The following is a 16,328-nucleotide window of genomic DNA, read 5'->3' on the forward strand; positions in this document are numbered from 1 at the left end:
ATCCAGATAAAACTTGCCTCTGCGCCCCTGCTTGCGCATCCTAGTGCCCATCACCCCCGATGAAGCGTTTGCGGCCATGCGCCTGTTCCTCTGCGAAAAACCCTCCCAGGCAAAAGACATCGCCAAAGTACTCGGCGCCACTCGCAAGGCCGACGGCTGCTGGCAAGGCACCGATGTCTGCGTGACCTGGTGCATTGGCCACCTGCTCGAAACCGCCCCGCCCGACAGTTACGACGAACGCTACAAGCGCTGGAACCTCGCCGACCTGCCGATCATTCCCGAAAAATGGAAGATGCTGGTCAAACCCAAGACCGCCAGCCAGTTCAAGGCCGTCAAGCGCCTGCTCGGCGAAGCGCGCGAACTGGTGATCGCCACCGACGCCGACCGCGAAGGCGAGATGATCGCCCGCGAACTGGTCGAGCACTGCCGTTACCGCGGGCCGATCCAGCGTTTGTGGCTGTCGGCACTCGACGATGCCTCCATCCGCAAGGCCCTGGCGCGCCTGCTGCCCGGCCAGGAGACGTTCAGCCTTTACCACTCGGCGCTGGGCCGCTCCCGTGCCGACTGGCTGATCGGCATGAACATGAGCCGGCTGTTTACCTTGCTCGGCCGCCAGTCCGGCTACCAAGGGGTGTTGCCGGTAGGCCGGGTGCAGACGCCGACCCTGCGCCTGGTGGTGGACCGCGATCGCAGCATCGCCGACTTCGTGCCAGTGCCGTTCTGGGCCATCGACGTGCAACTCGAACATGCCGGCCAAGGCTTCAATGCCCAATGGCGGGCCCCGGAGGACGCCTGTGACGACCAGGGCCGGTGCCTCAACCCGGCCTTGGCGCAACAGGCTGCCGCCGATATGAGTAACGCGGGCACGGCCCGAGCGGTCAAGGTGGCGACAGAACGCGTGCGCGAAGCTGCCCCCCTGCCCTTCGACCTGGGCACCCTGCAGGAGCTGTGCTCGAAAAAGTTTGGCCTCGGCGCCCAGGAAACCCTCGACATCGCCCAGGCCCTGTACGAAACCCACAAGCTGATCACCTACCCGCGCAGCGACTGCGGCTACCTGCCACTGAGCCAGCACGCCGAGGCGCCCGCCATTCTCGCAGCGTTGCAGCGCGCCGATAGCAGCCTTGCGCCGCTGCAGCCTTACCTTGAGCCACAGCGCCGCTCCCGTGCCTGGAACGATGCCAAGGTCAGTGCCCACCACGGCATCATTCCCACAGCAGCGGCCAGCGACCCCGCGCGCCTGCCCGCCAAGTACAAAGCGGTCTACACCTTGATACGTGCCCGTTACCTGGCGCAGTTTCTGCCCAACCACGAGTACGACCGCACCCAGGCCGATTTCGACTGTGCGGGCCATGCCCTGCGCGCCGTGGGCAAGCAGATCGTCGAGCCTGGCTGGCGGCGTGCCTTGCCCGAGGCATTGACCCCGGCCAAAGGCCGCGAGGCAGCGCCAGCCCAGGTCCTGCCAGCCTTGCGCGAAGGCCAGGACTGCAACGTGCAAGGCCTGCAGCTGAAGGACATGTGGACCCAGCCACCCAAGCCCTTCACCGAAGGCGACCTGATCAAGGCGATGAAGAACGTCGCCAAACTGGTAGATGACCCTCGGCTGAAACAGAAGCTCAAGGAAACCACCGGCATCGGCACTGAAGCGACCCGGGCCAGCATCATCCAGGGCCTGCTCGACCGCGGCTACCTGGTCAAGAGCGGCAAGGCCTTGGCCGCGACGCCTGCGGCCTTCAGCCTGATCGACGCCGTGCCACGCGCTATCGCCGACCCCGGCACCACGGCAATCTGGGAGCAGGCCCTGGACATGGTGCAGAGCGGTGAAATGAGCCTGGAAGAGTTCGTCGCCCGGCAGTCGGCCTGGATGGGCAAGCTGGTCGAGCGCTGCAGCGGCATGCGCATGACCATCACAGGGCCGGCAGCCGGCGCCGCGCCGCCCTGGAAAAAGAAGCGCCGGGGCGGCGGGAAAGGCAAAACCACCGCAAGCAAGGCGGCCGCAGGCAAGCCAAGGCAACCGAGGAAAAAGGCGGCAACCTGACCCCTTGCAATGCCAAAACCACAAAACCCGACAAACAAACTGGCGCCGTGAAATTTACCTGCTAAATTTTCATGAAAATAATGATAAAAATTTTCATGAGGCCCCGGCATGTTCAAGCAATCCGCGCAACACATTGCCACCTACTACGCCCAGACCTACCCCACCCCTATTCCTCTACGCCCTACTCTGCAAGGCCCACACGACACTGACGTGCTGATTGTCGGCGCCGGGTTCAGCGGCCTGCACACCGCCCTGCGCCTGGCCATGGCCGGCAAGCGAGTGACGCTGCTGGAAGCCAGCCGTGTGGCCTGGGCTGCGTCCGGGCGCAACGGTGGCCAGGCGTTGCTGGGCTGGTCATGCGACATGCCGCCGTTGGAAAAAGCCCTCGGCATCGAACGCACTAGGCGCTTGTGGGACAGCATGTGCTGGGCCGCCGATGAAATGCGTGAACTGCCGCAACGCCATGGTTTCGATGTCGACTATCGGCTTGGCAGCTTGTGGACCGCCGTGTTGCCACGGCGGGTGAAGATGCTTGAGGATGCCCTGCATGACGCCCAGGCCAAGTGGGGCTATGACGCCCTGCGCCTGATTGGGCGCGATGAGCTGCCCCAGTGGATCGACAGCCCGCGCTACCAGGCTGCGCTGTATGACGCCAAAGGTGCACACCTCAACCCGCTCAAGCTGGCCCAAGGCCTGGCCAGCACTATCGAGGCAGCCGGCGGGCACATCTTCGAGCAAAGCCAGGTGCTCGACTACCAGAAGACCGGCAACGGGTATGTCACCCGCACCGGCCATGGCGAGGTGCACAGCCAGGTCCTGGTGCTGGCCTGCAACGCCTACATCGACCGCCTCGACCCGGCACTGTCGCGCCGTTTGCTGCCCGTTGGCTCCTACCAGGTAACGACCGCGCCACTGGAAGCCGACTTCGCCAAATCATTACTGCCGCGCAACAGCTGCGTGATCGACAACCAGTTCGTGCCCGACTATTTCCGCCTTACCCCCGACAACCGCCTGCTGTTCGGCGGCGGCTGCACCTACCTGGGCGGCATCCCCAAGGACGTGGCCGGCGCCACCCGCCCCTACCTTGAACGGGTGTTCCCGCAATTGGCTGGGGTGGCCATCGACTTTGCCTGGGGCGGCCACATCGACTGCAGCATCCAGCGCACGCCCGACATCGGCCGTGACGGCCAGCGCTATTGGTTGCAGGGTTTCTCCGGTCATGGCGTGCTGCCTACCCTGGCTGGGGCGCGGGCGGTCAGCGATGCGATCCTCGGCAACGACGACCTGCTGACGCTGTACCAAGGCATCGACAACGGTCGCTTCCCTGGCGGCGACTTGATAGCCGCACCGCTGGAGGCCGCGGCCAAAGCCTGGTACAGGTTGCGCGACCATGTCTGATGAAGTTCAAACACTGGCGGTGCTGATCCGCGACCTGCGCAAGCACCGCGGGCTGACGCTTGACGAGCTGGCCGGCAAGGTCAAGCGCTCACTGGGCTTTCTCTCGCAGGTCGAGCGCGGCCTGTCGCGCCCGACCGTGGCCGACCTGACGGCCATCAGCGAAGCCCTGCACGTGCCGACCACCTACTTCTACCAGGCCGGCCAGCCGCGCCCGCTGGACTGGGTCACCCGGCCCGGTGAACGGCGCACGATCTACTACGCCGAGGGCATCAGCGACGTGCTGGTATCGCCCACCCTCAATGGCGGCTTCTCCATGCTCGAAAGCCACCTGGCGCCTGGCGCCAGCAGTGGCGAGGGGCACCTGAACGACAGTTCCGAGCAAGGCGGCTTCGTCCTCGAAGGCGAGCTGACGCTTTGGCGCGAAGGCCACGCCGAGGCGGTGACGCTGCGGCGCAACGACAGCTTTCAGCTCCCCCCGCACAACCAGTTCCGCTACGCCAACCTGACCGACCAGACGACCCGGGTCCTCTGGGTCTTCCGATGAGAGCACAGCATGACCATCACCACAGGTTTTCCCGATCTGCTCAGTGAAGTACGCGCGTTCCGTGCCCGCTACCCCGACGTACGCCACGTCGACCTGCTGAGCCTGGATATCCCCGGGCATTTCTACGGCAAGCGCTACCCCATCGACATGCTGGAAAAGGTCGCCGCCGGCAGCCCGCTGAAACTGCCACAGAACTGCGTGCTGCTGGGGGTACAGGGCGGGTTGTTCCCGATTGGCGACTATTGCTTCAACGATGGAGACCCGGATGCGCTGCGGCGCCTGATCCCCGGCACCCTCAAGCCGGTCACCTGGGAGCGCGAGCCGCTGGGCCAGATGCTGATCAGCTCCGATGGCACCGCAGCGCCCATCGAGTTCGAGCCACGAGAAGTGCTCGCCCGCGTGTTGCAGCGCCTGGCCCGGCGCGGCATTCGCCCGGTCGTGGCGTTCGAACTGGAGTTCTACCTGTTTGAGCGGGCACTCAAGGAAGGCCTGCCACAGTTTCCGCGCGACCCGTTCAGCGATGACCCGGACGATCAGCCCAACATGCACATCGAGCGGCTATCGCGCTTCAGCGATGTGCTGCGCGACATGGTCGAAACGGCCAACGCGCAAGGTGTCGACGCCAATGTCATCACCGCGGAGCTTGGGCCGGGCCAGTTCGAAATCAACTTCGGCCACTGCGACGACGGCCTGCGCGCCGCCGACTGGGCAGCCCTGTTCTGCCGCAGCACCCGTGGCGTGGCGCTCAAGCATGGCCTGCGCGCCTCGTTCATGAGCAAACCCTACCTGCAAGCCCCGGGCAGCGGCATGCATGTGCATGTAAGCCTGTATGACAACGACGGCAACAACCTGCTGGCCGCCGACGGGCAGCGCCCGCTGCGCCAGGCGGTGGCAGGTTGCCTGGCGACCCTGCCGCACTGCATGCCGATCTTTGCCGCCAACCACAATGCATTTCGCCGCTATGGCGCCATGGTCAACGCTGCCAGCCGTGCGAGCTGGGGCTTCGAGGACCGCGATGCGTGCATCCGCATTCCCGAGTCCGATGCGCGCAATTTACGCATCGAGCATCGTCTGGCGGGTGCCGACGCCAACCCGTACCTGGTGCTGGCGGCGATCCTGTGTGGCATGGAGCATGGGCTGGATGCGGCGCGGGAGCCGATTGCGCCGCTGAACGAAGACCGTGGCAGCGGTATCGACTTTCCGAAGGACATGCTCAGCGCCGTAGCCGCGATGCGCAATCACCCGGCGGTGAATGAGGGGCTGGGCGAAGAGTTCGTGATGGTGTATTGCGAGAACAAGCGTCAGGACCATCTGGCGTTCATGCAGGAGGTCAGTGCCAGAGAATATCGATGGTTCCTGTAATGACTTGATTGTCAGTGCTGGCCCTTTCGCGGGGCCAGCCCGCTCCCACAGGTCTCCCACAAGGTTGGAGATTGTAGTGGGAGCGGGCTTGCCCCGCGAAAGGGCCGGTACTGACAAGACCAAAATCTCTCCTATTCTCAATAGCTCACTTGGCAATCCCCCTGCACAGAGGAGCCGCGACCATGAGCTACGTAACCACGAAGGATGGCGTTCAGATCTTCTACAAGAACTGGGGCCCGCGCGATGCGCCGGTCATCCACTTCCACCACGGCTGGCCGCTGAGTGCCGACGACTGGGACGCCCAGCTGCTGTTTTTCCTGGCCGAGGGCTTTCGGGTGGTCGCCCACGACCGCCGCGGCCATGGGCGCTCCAGCCAGGTGTGGGACGGCCATGACATGGACCACTACGCCGACGACGTGGCGGCCGTTGTCGAACATCTGGGCATCCAGGGCGCGGTGCATGTAGGCCACTCGACCGGCGGCGGCGAAGTGGTGCGCTACATGGCGCGCTACCCCGGCGACAAGGTCGCCAAGGCGGTACTGATTGCCGCCGTGCCACCGCTGATGGTGCAAACACCTGCCAACCCGGGCGGCCTGCCCAAGTCGGTGTTCGACGGCTTCCAGGCCCAGGTGGCAGATAACCGGGCGCAGTTCTACCGCGACGTGCCGACAGGGCCCTTTTATGGCTACAACCGGCCTGGCGTCGAACCTGCTGAAGGCATCATCGGCAACTGGTGGCGCCAGGGCATGATCGGCAGCGCCAAGGCGCACTACGACGGCATCGTTGCGTTCTCGCAGACTGACTTCACCGAAGACCTGAAGGGCATCAACCAACCGGTTCTGGTGATGCATGGCGACGATGACCAGATCGTGCCCTACGAGAATTCCGGCCCGTTGTCAGCTAAGTTGCTGCCTAACGGCACGCTGAAGACTTACAAAGGCTTCCCGCACGGCATGCCCACCACCCATGCCGATGTGATCAATGCCGATTTGCTGGCATTCATCCGCAACTGAAGCGGTGCCAGTGCGGGTCCCTATGGCAGCGGGTTTACCCGCGAAACGGCCCGCACTGGCAACACCCACTCGTCAGGATTACCATGTCCCACTTCTAGCGCGGCCGTTTGCCGCACCCTTGCCTCCCTGCCTGCCAGATACCAATGCCCTTCGAACTCACCGTAGAACCCCTCACACTGCTGATCCTGGCCCTGGTCGCCTTCGTCGCCGGCTTCATCGACGCCATCGCCGGCGGTGGTGGCCTGCTCACCACGCCGGCATTGCTGACGGCCGGCATGCCACCGCACCTGGTGCTGGGCACCAACAAGCTCAGCTCCACATTTGGCTCGGCCACCGCCGGTTTCACCTACTACAAGCGCAAACTGTTCCACCCTGCGCAGTGGCGCCCGGCACTGTTCGCCACCTTGGTCGGCGCCTCGCTGGGCGCAGTGATCGCCCACTACCTGCCCGCCGAATGGCTGAACAAGATGCTGCCGGTGGTGGTCTTCGCCTGCGGGGTCTACCTGCTGTTCGGCGGCACGCCAAAGGCACCGCTGGATGCCAATGCGCCGATCAAGAAGAAATGGCAAGTGCCGCAAGGCTTCACCCTGGGCTTCTACGATGGCGTGGCCGGCCCCGGCACCGGCGCGTTCTGGACCGTGAGCACCCTGCTGCTGTACCCCATCGACCTGGTGCGCGCCAGCGGCGTGGCACGCAGCATGAACTTCGTCAGCAACATCGCGGCGCTGACGGTGTTCATCATTTCCGGGCAGGTGGACTACATCGTCGGCCTGGCCATGGGCCTGTCGGTGATGGTCGGCGCCTTCTTCGGCGCACGCACGGCGATCAGCGGCGGCAGCAAGTTCATCCGCCCGGTGTTCATCACCGTGGTGCTGGCCTTGACCGTGCGCCTAGCGTGGCAGCACTGGTTCGGGCAGGCCTAGACGCCGAGCCACATACAGGTCGATCAGGTAGCGGGCGATGGAACGCCCGGCCGGCAGCGGCGGCAGGTCGTGCACGCTGAACCACTGGGCGTCCTCGATCTCGTCCGGTTGCATCACAATCTCCCCGCCCGCGTACTCGGCATGGAAGCCCAGCATCATCGAATGGGGGAACGGCCAGCACTGGCTGCCAACGTACTGGATGTTCTGCACCTCGACCGCCACCTCTTCACGCACCTCGCGTACCAGGCAGTCCTCGGCCGACTCGCCTGGCTCGGCAAAGCCCGCCAGGGTGCTGTAGACACCGGTGACAAAACGCGGCGAGCGCGCCAGCAGAATCTCGTCACCGCGGGTGACCAGCACGATCATGCTCGGCGAAATGCGTGGGTAGCTGCGCAGGTCGCACGGCTGGCAATACATTGCCCGCTCCCAACGGATTTGCGTCATCGCCTGGCCGCAACTGCCGCAGAACCGGTGTTCGCGGGCCCAGGTGCCGATCTGCGCGGCGTAGCCCAGCACCTTGTACAGGGCGAAGTCGCCTTCGAGCATGAACGCACGCAACCCACGCCAGGCACACCCCGGCACGTCGGTGGCGGTGCGCAGTTCGAGCAGGAACACCGGCTGGCCATCGAAGTGACCGATGCCATGCTCGCACAGTACGTCCAGGTCCTGGCGCTTGAGCCACTCGCGGGGGAACAGCGCGCCGTTGTCGTCCACCAGGAACCCTTCCGGGCTGCGGGCGACGGCCCAGCCCCCGGTGATCTGCGGGTCGAGTACTGCGGTAGTCCAGCGTGCTGACATGTTGGGGGTTCCTTGCTGAGCGCCCCCCGAGCTGTCAGTCGGCGAACGTCGGTTTCTGTTTGCTCATGTGCGCCGCCACTGCCACGCGCAGGTCTTCGGACTGCAGCATCGCGGCGTTCCAGGTGGCGATGTACTCCAGGCCATCGTCAATGCGATGGTCACGCATGTAGCTGAGCATTTCCTTGGTGCCGGCCACGGCGATCGGCGATTTTGCGGCAATCTCGCGGGCAATGGCAAAGACCCCGTCGAGCAGCGCGGCCTGATCATCATAGACGCGGTTGACCAGGCCGATGCGCAGCGCCTCATCGGCCTCGACGTTGCGCCCGGTGAATGCCAGCTCACGCATCATGCCGTCGCCGATGATACGTGGCAAACGTTGCAGCGTGCCGACATCGGCGGCCATGCCCATGTCGATTTCCTTGATCGAGAACTGCGCATCCTGGCTGCAGTAGCGCATGTCGCACGCCGAGATGAGGTCGATGGCGCCCCCAATGCAGTAGCCCTGCACCGCCGCCAGCACCGGCTTGCGGCATTTGTCCACGGCGTTGAACGAGCCCTGCAGGCGCAGGATGGTACTGCGCAGGAAGCGCGCATTACGGCCGACGTCCTTGCCCATCTGGCCAGCGAGCGAGGCCAGCATCATCAAGTCGATGCCGGCGGAAAAATGCTTGCCCGCACCGCTGATGACCACGGCACGCACGGCATCGGTGTCGTCGACCCACTGGAAGATGTCGATGATCTCTTCCCAGAAGGCCGCGTTCATGGCGTTGACCTTTTCCGGGCGGTTGATCTGAACGTGGGCAATGTTGTCGGTCAGTTCGACCTTGAACGCGCTGTACTCGGTCACGTGCGGCACTCCTGCGGTTGAAGGGTTCATAGCGCAGGATGGTAACCCAGCCGCGAGGCCGCACTTGTGCCAAAAACGGGACTGCACACCTTGCCTAAGGCGGCCCGATCCGGCACCGTGCGGCATTGCCGAATTATAAGGATACATATTCATGTCACGCTCCGTGGCCGGCGCGCTCGCGCACAATTTCCTGGGCCAGTCACCGCTCTGGTACAAGGCCGTCATCGGCCTGTTCCTGGTGCTCAACCCATTGCTTTTGCTGACTGCAGGCCCGGTCACGGCGGGCTGGGTGCTGGTGATCGAATTCATCTTCACCCTGGGCATGGCGCTCAAGTGCTACCCGCTGATGCCTGGCGGATTGTTGCTGGTTGAAGCACTGCTGCTGGAGATGACCACGCCTCAGGCGCTGTACGAAGAACTGCAGCACAACTTCCCGGTGATCCTGCTGCTGATGTTCATGGTTGCCGGTATTCACTTCATGAAGGAACTGCTGCTGTTCCTGTTCTCGCGGATCCTGCTTGGCGTGCGCTCGAAAGCGCTGCTGTCGGTCCTGTTCTGCGTGCTGTCGGCGTTTCTCTCGGCCTTTCTCGATGCCCTGACGGTTACGGCGGTGATCATCAGCGCTGCGGTAGGCTTCTACGCGGTCTTTCACCGTGTCGCCTCCGGCGCCAACCCGCGCGAAGACAGCGCGCTCGACAGCGACCAGCAGATCCCCCAACTGCACCGTGAAGACCTCGACCAGTTCCGCGCCTTCCTGCGCAGCCTGCTGATGCACGGTGCGGTCGGTACCGCGTTGGGCGGCGTGTGCACGCTGGTGGGCGAACCGCAGAACCTGTTGATCGGCCATGAGATGGGTTGGCACTTCGCCGACTTCTTTTTCAAGGTCGCGCCCGTGTCGTTGCCGGTGCTCGGCGCCGGGCTGCTGACCTGTGTGCTGCTGGAAAAACTGCGCCTGTTCGGCTACGGCACGCTGATGCCCGAGCGTGTGCGCCAGGTACTGGCCGCCTACGCCGCCGAAGACGATGCCGCGCGCACCGCGGCACAGCGAGCCGCGCTGTGGGTGCAAGGCAGCGCCGCGCTGATCCTGATCATCTGCCTGGGCCTGCACATTGCCGAGGTTGGCCTGGTGGGCCTGCTGGTGATCGTGCTGATCACCGCGTTTACCGGCATTACCGATGAGCACCGCCTAGGCCGTGCCTTCCAGGACGCCATGCCGTTCACCGCGCTGCTGGTGGTGTTTTTCGCCGTGGTCGCGGTGATCCATCAACAGCAGCTGTTCAGCCCGCTGATCGCCTGGGTACTGGCGCTACCCGCCGAACAACAACCCGGCATGCTGTACCTGGCCAACGGTTTGCTGTCGGCGATCAGCGACAACGTGTTTGTCGCTACCATCTACATTACCGAGGTCAAGCAGGCGTTTCTCAATGGTGGCATGAGCCGCGAGCATTTCGAGACGCTGGCGGTGGCGATCAACACCGGTACCAACCTGCCGAGCGTGGCGACCCCTAATGGGCAGGCGGCGTTCCTGTTTCTGCTGACCTCGGCGGTTGCGCCGCTGATCCGGCTGTCGTATGGCCGAATGGTGTGGATGGCCTTGCCTTATACCGTGGTCATGGGTGGGCTGGGGTGGTGGGCGGTGACCTACTGGTTGTGAGGGCCTGGCTTGGGTTTTGCTGCGTCTGTGAGATCGAGCGCTGCCCGCGCGGCGCTCGATCTCAGACGCTGCAATCCTAAAGACAAACATCCCACACCCAACCCGATACAACTTTTCCCCCTACCCAGCATCGAATCACAGTAAGTCCCCATCCGCTTCAAGGAGGTTCGCCATGGCGATGCGCTCGGCACTGTTGCTTTCCTGCATGACCCTTGCCCTGATCGGTTGCGCCGGGTCCAACGACGAACACAAGACGCCCCCCACCACGCAGCAGGTCGACCTGCAACGCTACCAAGGCACCTGGTACGAGCTGGCACGCCTGCCGATGTTCTTCCAGCGCAACTGCGTGCAATCCGAAGCGCACTACGGCCTGCGCGAGGACGGCCGCATCGACGTCAACAACCGCTGCAAGGAAAAGGACGGCCAATGGAATGAAGCCAAGGGCATCGCCGAAGCCCAGCAGCCAGGCAAGACCGACAAGCTCTGGGTGCAGTTCGACAACTGGTTCAGCCGCCTGGCACCGGGCCTGACCAAGGGTGACTACTGGGTGCTTTACCACGACAAGGACTACCGCGTAGCCTTGGTCGGGCACCCTAACCGCGAGTACCTGTGGCTGCTTTCGCGCACACCGGCGGTCACCGACCAGGAGCGCGAACAGCTGCTGTCGATAGCCCGCAAGCAAGGCTATGACACCAGCAAGCTGATCTGGCGCCAGGAGGGCTAGCCCGCCGCACGGCTGCTCGTCGACGACGCGGGGCAATCAAGCTAAGGTGTGCGCCCCGCATCCCCTCGAAGGAACGAGCCGTTGATCACCTGCCACGTCAAATACACCGTCGACCCTTACCAGTTGCCAGCGTTCGAGGCCTATTCGCGCCTGTGGATGGGCCTGGTTACGCGCATGGGCGGCAAGCACCACGGCTACTTCCTGCCTGCCGAAGGCGCCAACAATGTTGCCTACTGCCTGTTCAGTTTTCCCAGCCTGGCGGCCTACGAGCAATACCGCAAACAGGCGGAGACCGACCCCGAATGCATCGCCGCGGTGGCCCTGGCCACTGAGCAACGGTTTATCCTCAGCTATGAGCGCAGCTTCCTCAAGCCACTGCTCGAGCCGCGCATTCGCTCACTTGCCCTGTGCGTGTTCCATCACCAGGGCAAGATCCTGGTCAACGTCTTCGATGACCCTGTGACGCAACGGACGCTGTGCCGACCGCTCGGTGGCGGTATCGAGTTTGGTGAACGGGGCAGTGCAGCCATCGCCCGGGAAATCGAAGAAGAACTGGGGCAGTCGATCAGCGATGTGCGCTTGCTTGGTACGCTGGAGAGCCTGTTCACCTATGCCGGTGCACCGGGGCATGAGATTGTGCAGGTTTTCGATGCCCGCTTCGATGACGCCAGCTTGTACCAGCAGCCGTGGCTGGAAGGCCGCGAATCCAACGGCAACCCTTTTCGCGCCAAGTGGTGCGACAGCGCCGACTTCGACAGTATCGGCCCGCTTGTCCCCGAAGGGTTGCAAGCCATGCTGCGCGACCTGTCGCTGCTCGGTTGAACTGAAGGAGGCAGATCATGGACCTGCTGTTTCTAGGCACCAGTGCCGGTGTGCCGACCAAGGCCCGCAACGTCAGTGCCACCGCCGTGATCGAAGCCAGCGGCAGCCAGTGGTACCTGGTCGATTGCGGCGAAGGCACGCAACACCGGCTCCTGCACACGCCGTTATCGATACGCGACCTGCGCGGCATCTTCATCACCCACGTTCATGGCGACCATTGCTTCGGCCTGCCGGGCTTGCTGGCCAGTGCCGGAATGAGCGGGCGTACCCAGCCGCTGGACCTGATCCTGCCCGCTGCGCTGCATGATTGGGTGAGGCTGAGCCTGGCTGCCAGCGACAGCTACCTGCCTTTCGAAGTGCGCCTGCTGGCAGTAGAGAGCCTGGCTGACTGGCGTAGCGAGACGCTGCAGGTCAGTACCGTGCAGTTGTCGCATCGGGTGCCGAGCGTTGGCTTCGTGTTTACCGAGCTCAACCCTGAGCCGCGCCTGGACGTGCAACGCCTGGATGCCGAGGGCATCCCTCGCGGGCCGTTGTGGGGTGACCTGGCCAAGGGGCTGTCGGTGGAACATGAGGGGCGAACCCTGCACGGGCATGACTACCTGCGTGCGTCGCGAGCGGCACGGCGAGTGATTGTGTGCGGTGACAACGACAGGCCCGAACTGCTGACGGAGGTCGCCAAGGGCGTGGATGTCCTGGTGCATGAGGCGACCTTTACCCAGGCGATCGTCGAACGCACGGGGGCTACATTCGGCCATAGCACGGCGGCGCAAGTGGCACGGTTTGCCGAGGCCGCAGGGGTACGTAACCTGGTGCTGACGCATTTCAGTGCGCGGTATCAGAGTGATTCGCGGCGTAGTCCATCCATTGATGATGTTCGGGTCGAGGCGCTGGCCCATTACCACGGGCATTTGACCTTGGCGCGGGACCTGCAGCGGTATCACATTGGGCGCGATGGGTGTCTGGTGGCGGTTGGGTAGATTTGGGGTTGGGCTGACAGGTGCATGCCGTTGGGGGTGTGGCGCCCATGAGATCGGGCACCGCCCGCGCGGCGCTCGATCTCATGGGCGCTGAAACCGCAAACCAAGGGCCTAGCGGCTTTAAGCCGCCAACCGCCCACTGGCAATCGCCTCCGAAGCCGCCAGCATCGCCCGCAACAACACCGCACACCCCGCCGCCAGATCCTCCGGCGTGGCATTCTCGATTTCGTTATGGCTGATGCCATTCTCGCACGGTACAAAAATCATCCCCGCCGGCCCCAGCTCAGCCAAAAAGATCGCGTCATGCCCGGCGCCGCTGACAATATCCATGTGCGCCAGCCCCAGTGTATCTGCCGAATCCCGCACCGCATCGACACACGCCTTGTCGAAGTACAACGCCGGGAAATCCGCCGTGGGGGTCAGCTCATGCGCCAGGCCATGCTTGGCGCAAGTGCTTTCGATCACCCCACGCACCTCGGCGATCATCGCATCCAGCTGCTCACCTTCAAGGTGGCGAAAATCCAGGGTCATGCGCACCTCACCCGGAATCACGTTGCGCGACCCAGGGTAGGCCTGCAAGCAACCCACCGTGCCACAGGCATGCGGCTGATGGCCAAGGGCGGTGCGGTTGACCGCCTCGACCACCGCCGCCGCCCCCACCAGGGCATCCTTGCGCAGGTGCATGGGCGTCGGGCCTGCGTGGGCCTCTACACCGCGCAAGGTCAGGTCGAACCACTTCTGGCCCAAGGCCCCAAGCACGACGCCGATGGTCTTGGCCTGGTCTTCGAGAATCGGCCCCTGCTCGATATGCGCTTCGAAATAAGCCCCCACCGAGTGGCCTAGCACGGCGCGCTGGCCCGCGTAGCCGATGGCGTTGAGCGCCTCGCCAACACTGACGCCCTGGGCATCGCGCTTGGCCAAGGTGTCTTCCAGGGTGAACTTCCCGGCAAACACCCCCGAGCCCATCATGCAAGGCGCAAAGCGCGAACCTTCCTCGTTGGTCCACACCACCACTTCCAGCGGTGCTTCGGTTTCCACGCCCAGGTCGTTGAGTGTACGGATCACCTCCAACCCAGCCATCACCCCGAAGCAGCCATCGAACTTGCCGCCGGTGGGCTGGGTATCGATGTGGCTGCCCGTCATCACCGGGGGCAGCTTGGGGTTGCGCCCCGGGCGGCGGGCAAAGATGTTGCCGACCGCGTCCACACTGACGCTGCAACCGGCCGCCTCGCACCACTGGACGAACAGGTCACGGGCCTGGCGGTCGAGGTCGGTCAGCGCCAGGCGGCAGACGCCGCCCTTGGCCGTGGCGCCGAGGCGGGCCAGGTCCATCAACGATTGCCACAGGCGCGCGCTGTCGACGTGGCGTTGGGTGGAATGCAGCACTTGCTTGGCTGGGGTCATGATCGTTCTCCTCAGGCATTTCTAGTTGTCGGTACTGGCAAGCGGTCACGGCAAAGGCTTGGCCAGCCGCGTCGGGCTGCGCGCCGCCACGCCGCCGAGGACGTAGTAAAGCGCCCCACCCAGCAGCGAACCGGTGAACCAGCCGTAGTCGTAGAACCAGCTGAAACTGCTGTTGCCGATGGCCATGACAGTCAGCGCCACCGGCAGTGCGAAGGCCGCAAACCCCGCCCAGTTCCAGGCCGGATACACGTCGTCACGGTACAGCCCGGCCAGGTCCAGACGCTGGCGACGGATCAGGAAGTAGTCCACCACCATGATCCCGGCAATGGGCCCAAGCAGGCTCGAGTAGCCCAGCAACCAGTTGGAATAGACGCTCTCAAGGCTCAGGTCGGAAACGATCAAGCCAAGCTTTTTGAGCAGTTCGTGACTCATCAGCGCCAAGCCGATAAGGCCGGTCAGCCACACCGCACGGCTACGCCCGATCAGGCGTGGGGCGATGTTCTGGAAGTCATTGGTTGGCGACACAATGTTCGCCGCAGTATTGGTCGACAGTGTGGCGATCACGATCAGTGCCATGGCCAGGGCCACCCAGCCTGGGCTCTGGATCTTGCCGATCAGGCTCACCGGGTCCGACACCGTTTCGCCCACCAGCGACGCCGAAGCGGCGGTCAGCACCACACCCAGGGCGGCGAACAGGAACATGGTCAGCGGCAGGCCGAAGATCTGCCCCAGAATCTGGTCCTTCTGGCTTTTCGCGTAGCGGCTGAAGTCGGGAATGTTCAGCGACAACGTGGCCCAGAAACCGACCATGGCGGTGAGCCCGGCACAGAAGTAACTGACCACGCTGGCGCCCTCGGGCCGCTTGGGCGGTTGCGCCAGCAACTCGGTCATCGACATGTGCGGCAGAGCCCACACCAGCAGGCCGATGCCGACCGCCACCAGCAATGGCGCTGAAAGGGTTTCAAGCCATTTGATCGACTCCGCCCCGCGCAGCACCACCCACAGGTTGAGGGCCCAGAAGATCATGAAGCCAATGACCTCACCGGTGCCCTCCAGGGCCTTCCAGCCATCGAACATCGAACCGAGGAACAGGTGAATGGCCAGACCGCCAAACATCGTCTGGATGCCGAACCAGCCACAGGCGACGACGGCGCGGATCAAGCACGGCACGTTAGAGCCAAGGATGCCGAACGAGGAACGCAGCAGCACCGGAAAGGGGATGCCGTACTTGGTGCCGGGGAACGCGTTGAGGGTCAGCGGGATCAGCACAATCAGGTTGGCCAGCAGGATCGCCAGCAACGCTTCACCCACACTCAGGCCAAAGTAGGCCGTGAGCACACCGCCAAGGGTGTAGGTGGGTACGCAGATGGACATGCCCACCCACAAGGCGGTGATGTGCCACTTGTTCCAGGTGCGCTGGTGCACCTTGGTGGGCGCGATGTCGTGGTTGTAGCGCGGGCTGTCGAGCACGTCACTGCCCGCCTCCAGCTCGAACAGGCCTTCCTGCTCGATCACTTGCGATCTGCTCTGTTGCATGGGGCCTTCTCCAGGTTTTTCTAATTGTTTGCTCATCGGGCTAACGCGATGGCCGGAGTACACACACCACCAGTACTGCTCCTCCGGTCCGGCCTGGCGGTTGTGGCCGTACTCAAATTGCGTGCCGGGTTGGCCTGCGCCGTCCCGGGTGGCCGCCGCCTACCGGAGGTAATCAACTGAACTGCAAAGCATTTATCTGCGCCTGGCGAAAGTACGGTGTTCCCCTCGCCTGCTGCGCATACCACCTTCGGCCGCCCCTGCACCCTGCCTTTGGTTTCAATCTGGTGCAGC

General features: G+C 64.0%; 14 protein-coding genes and 1 pseudogene. 11 read left to right on the top strand and 4 right to left on the bottom strand.

Features of this window, described 5'->3' with window-relative positions; all coding sequences use genetic code 11:
- The first annotated feature begins 76 nt into the window (after positions 1-76).
- From CKW22_RS15395 to CKW22_RS15420, 6 genes are all read left to right on the top strand, one after another.
- The gene (locus CKW22_RS15395; protein ID WP_095064392.1) at positions 77-2,035 is read left to right on the top strand and encodes a DNA topoisomerase III; all 1,959 of its coding nucleotides are present in this window, start codon (positions 77-79) and stop codon (positions 2,033-2,035) included.
- Positions 2,036-2,143: 108 nt separating this feature from the next.
- Positions 2,144-3,433, top strand: coding sequence for an FAD-binding oxidoreductase (locus CKW22_RS15400; RefSeq protein WP_095064364.1), 1,290 nt, complete (start codon positions 2,144-2,146; stop codon positions 3,431-3,433).
- Positions 3,426-3,977 (top strand): helix-turn-helix domain-containing protein, encoded by a 552-nt coding sequence (locus CKW22_RS15405; RefSeq protein WP_033696721.1) that lies wholly within the window; start codon positions 3,426-3,428, stop codon positions 3,975-3,977. The genes CKW22_RS15400 and CKW22_RS15405 overlap by 8 nt, the downstream gene beginning before the upstream one ends.
- 15 nt (positions 3,978-3,992) lie before the next feature.
- Positions 3,993-5,339: a glutamine synthetase family protein gene (locus tag CKW22_RS15410; RefSeq protein ID WP_077068516.1), complete on the top strand. Its 1,347-nt coding sequence runs from the start codon at positions 3,993-3,995 to the stop codon at positions 5,337-5,339.
- Between the two features lie 182 nt (positions 5,340-5,521).
- Positions 5,522-6,352, top strand: coding sequence for an alpha/beta fold hydrolase (locus CKW22_RS15415; RefSeq protein ID WP_095064365.1), 831 nt, complete (start codon positions 5,522-5,524; stop codon positions 6,350-6,352).
- 143 nt (positions 6,353-6,495) lie between these two features.
- Positions 6,496-7,275, top strand: a complete 780-nt coding sequence (locus CKW22_RS15420; protein ID WP_033696718.1) for a TSUP family transporter — start codon at positions 6,496-6,498, stop codon at positions 7,273-7,275.
- On the opposite strand, the gene nudC is transcribed toward CKW22_RS15420, so the two are convergent.
- Together nudC and CKW22_RS15430 are read right to left on the bottom strand one after the other, a co-directional pair.
- Positions 7,243-8,073 carry an NAD(+) diphosphatase gene (nudC, locus tag CKW22_RS15425; protein ID WP_033696716.1) on the bottom strand — a complete coding sequence of 277 codons (831 nt, stop codon included), beginning with the start codon at positions 8,071-8,073 and terminating at the stop codon, positions 7,243-7,245. The genes CKW22_RS15420 and nudC overlap by 33 nt on opposite strands.
- 34 nt (positions 8,074-8,107) lie before the next feature.
- Positions 8,108-8,920, bottom strand: a complete 813-nt coding sequence (locus CKW22_RS15430; protein ID WP_047581826.1) for a crotonase/enoyl-CoA hydratase family protein — start codon at positions 8,918-8,920, stop codon at positions 8,108-8,110.
- Between the two features lie 151 nt (positions 8,921-9,071).
- Here CKW22_RS15430 and nhaB point away from each other — a divergent pair, with 151 nt between their 5' ends.
- From nhaB to CKW22_RS15450, 5 genes and pseudogenes are all read left to right on the top strand, one after another.
- On the top strand, positions 9,072-10,574 hold the full coding sequence (gene nhaB / locus CKW22_RS15435; protein WP_033696714.1) for a sodium/proton antiporter NhaB: 1,503 nt from the start codon (positions 9,072-9,074) through the stop codon (positions 10,572-10,574).
- Positions 10,575-10,746: 172 nt separating this feature from the next.
- Positions 10,747-11,298, top strand: a complete 552-nt coding sequence (locus CKW22_RS15440) for a lipocalin family protein (RefSeq protein WP_077068357.1) — start codon at positions 10,747-10,749, stop codon at positions 11,296-11,298.
- A gap of 81 nt (positions 11,299-11,379) precedes the next feature.
- A pseudogene (locus tag CKW22_RS28150) lies at positions 11,380-11,679 on the top strand (NIPSNAP family protein); the annotation flags it as partial.
- The gene (locus CKW22_RS28155; protein WP_050506093.1) at positions 11,674-12,120 is read left to right on the top strand and encodes an NUDIX hydrolase; all 447 of its coding nucleotides are present in this window, start codon (positions 11,674-11,676) and stop codon (positions 12,118-12,120) included. The pseudogene CKW22_RS28150 and the gene CKW22_RS28155, both read left to right, overlap by 6 nt.
- A gap of 17 nt (positions 12,121-12,137) precedes the next feature.
- Positions 12,138-13,097, top strand: a complete 960-nt coding sequence (locus CKW22_RS15450) for a ribonuclease Z (RefSeq protein ID WP_095064366.1) — start codon at positions 12,138-12,140, stop codon at positions 13,095-13,097.
- Positions 13,098-13,217: 120 nt separating this feature from the next.
- Here CKW22_RS15450 and CKW22_RS15455 read toward each other — a convergent pair whose 3' ends face one another.
- Positions 13,218-14,501, bottom strand: a complete 1,284-nt coding sequence (locus CKW22_RS15455) for a Zn-dependent hydrolase (RefSeq protein ID WP_095064367.1) — start codon at positions 14,499-14,501, stop codon at positions 13,218-13,220.
- Positions 14,502-14,546: 45 nt separating this feature from the next.
- Positions 14,547-16,037, bottom strand: a complete 1,491-nt coding sequence (locus tag CKW22_RS15460) for an NCS1 family nucleobase:cation symporter-1 (RefSeq protein WP_033696709.1) — start codon at positions 16,035-16,037, stop codon at positions 14,547-14,549.
- Positions 16,038-16,328: the final 291 nt, after the last annotated feature.

The organism is Pseudomonas sp. Irchel s3f19 (genome assembly GCF_900187555.1).
Classification (GTDB): Bacteria; Pseudomonadota; Gammaproteobacteria; order Pseudomonadales; family Pseudomonadaceae; genus Aquipseudomonas; species Aquipseudomonas capeferrum.